The 1,344-nt window shown below is 39.7% G+C and carries 3 protein-coding genes; 2 read left to right on the forward strand and 1 reads right to left on the reverse strand.

Features of this window, described 5'->3' with window-relative positions; genetic code table 11:
* A partial coding sequence (locus VXQ92_RS18245; protein WP_416682756.1) for a LysE family translocator occupies positions 1–500 on the forward strand: 500 nt, incomplete at its 5' end.
* A gap of 45 nt (positions 501–545) precedes the next feature.
* Complete coding sequence (locus VXQ92_RS18250; protein ID WP_023896114.1) at positions 546–788, forward strand: hypothetical protein; 243 nt, start codon at positions 546–548, stop codon at positions 786–788.
* A 178-nt stretch (positions 789–966) separates the two neighbouring features.
* Here the strand turns inward: VXQ92_RS18250 and VXQ92_RS18255 are convergent.
* Positions 967–1,344: aquaporin (locus VXQ92_RS18255; protein ID WP_416682757.1), on the reverse strand; the 378-nt coding region annotated here is incomplete at its 5' end.

The raw sequence follows: 1,344 nt of genomic DNA on the forward strand, positions 1-1,344 counted from the left end.
GATCACTTCCCTATATTTCAGGTGCCACCATTGGCTTTACCTTGCTTTTGATTTTTATGGCCTTTGGCCTTCAAAGTGTATTAACTCAGTTTCCAGTTGTCTTAAAAATTCTTGCAGTTTGTGGAACGCTCTTTGTTTGCTATATCGGCATAAAAATTATTCTTTCTGCTGCCAATATTTCAATTTCAAGTGCACCTGTAGAGCACATGCTTATTCCCAATTTTAAAGATGGTTTCTTATTACAGTGGCTTAACCCAAAAGCGTGGTTGGCTTGTGTGTCGGGCATTACCATGTTTACGAGCATTGAAAACCCGCAGTCGTTGCCGATCTTTATTATTATTTATTTCTTCACCTGCTATGCCTGCTTGTTCTTTTGGGGACTATGTGGCGATAAATTTTCAGTGGTACTGAATCAGGGCAACCGTTTGAAATATTTTAATATCCTGATGGGCGCTTTCTTAATTTTGTCGGCTCTTTTAATTTTGATTGATTTTTTTTAAATTGGTCGTATTACACTGTGAAGATATAACAACGAGACAACAGCTATGTTTAAGCCATTTGAAAAGGGTACTGAATCTTCTTCAATTGAAGATTTAACATTAGAAAATGATGTCGATTGCGTGAGCATTTATGGCAATTTGCAAATCACTAAAGACAAAGTCGGGTTAGAGCAGGCAAAGGCATTGCAGAGTTTTTTAAACGATATAATTGCAGCTTTGGAAAAAGAAGAATTGCCTGAGAAAATTGAACGTCCGGCTGAACAAGAAATTAATAATCCGTTTTTGTAATAAATATATTTTACTCAATTTGCTATCGCGACGGCGGCACGGAGGCCGCCTGTTTCACTGCGTTACATGGAGGTAACGTCAGTGAAACGAATGAGTTTTGTCACTTTTGCTCACTCAAAAGTGAGGCATTACCTATATAACTACAACTTGAGTGACCGTGGTGTTTGCGGTTGTGCAGTTAATCCTTATCCCCAGCAACCACCTTATAAATAATTGCCCCAATCACAGCCCCTAAAATCGGTGCTACCCAGAACAACCACAACTGACTTAAAGCAGCCGTTTCAGCAAAGAACGCAACACCTGTACTACGTGCAGGGTTTACCGAAGTATTTGTCACCGGAATACTGATTAAGTGAATGAGTGTTAAGCCCAAACCAATTGCAATAGGAGCGAAGCCAGCAGGTGCACGGCGGTCAGTTGCTCCTAAAATAATGATTAAGAAGAAAGCAGTAAGAACCACTTCAATAATGAAAGCAGAACCTAAACCAAATTTATTTGGTGATAAGTCACCAAAACCATTGGTTGCAAACCCGCCAACACCACTAAAGCCTGCTTG

The organism is Acinetobacter sp. 228, from assembly GCF_048147885.1.

Bases quoted from the DNA above. Each gene is read 5' to 3' on its own strand.
- VXQ92_RS18250 (WP_023896114.1), top strand. From the start codon at position 546: ATGTTTAAGCCATTTGAAAAGGGTACTGAATCTTCTTCAATTGAAGAT.